The sequence below is a fragment of the Salinicola sp. MH3R3-1 genome, assembly GCF_001937155.1.
Classification (GTDB): Bacteria; Pseudomonadota; Gammaproteobacteria; order Pseudomonadales; family Halomonadaceae; genus Salinicola; species Salinicola halophyticus.
The window spans coordinates 1-544 of the sequence record NZ_MSDP01000069.1 but is presented as its reverse complement, the minus strand read 5'-3'; the positions used below and the strand labels follow the sequence as shown (position 1 = coordinate 544).

Below are 544 nucleotides of genomic sequence, written 5' to 3'. Positions count from 1 at the left end.
GCCGAAGACGGTGACGATTACCGTCACCGGCACCAATGATGCGCCGGTAGCTGCCGCTGATACTCGGACCACCGGCGAGAACGCGGCGCTGACCGGGCAAGTGCCGGCAGCGACCGATGTCGATGGCACCATCGCCGGTTACGCGCTCGACACTGGCGTGGGTCAGGGCAACGGCAGTCTCAGCTTCAACGCCGACGGCTCCTATAGCTTCACGCCTGGCACCGACTTCGACAGTCTCGCCGCGGGACAGAGCCGCGACGTCACCTTCAGCTACACCGCTACCGATAACGACGGCGGCGTCAGCGAGCCCAAGACGGTGACGATCACCGTCACGGGCACCAACGATGCCCCGGTCGCCGTCGCCGATATCCAGACTACCGGCGAGAACACCGTTCTCAGTGGGCAGGTTCCGGCCGCGGCCGATGTCGATGGCACCATCGCCAGCTACGCGCTCGACACTGGCGTGGGCCAAGGCAATGGTAGCCTTAGCTTCCAGGCCGACGGTTCCTACACCTTCACCCCGGGCGCCGACTTCGACAGTCTG

Annotated in this window: 1 protein-coding gene; it reads left to right on the top strand. The window is 65.6% G+C overall.

Annotated features, from left to right (window positions below; genetic code table 11):
• Nucleotides 1-544, top strand: a 544-nt coding sequence (locus BTW08_RS18320) for an Ig-like domain-containing protein (RefSeq protein WP_168170686.1), incomplete at both ends; no start/stop codon positions are given.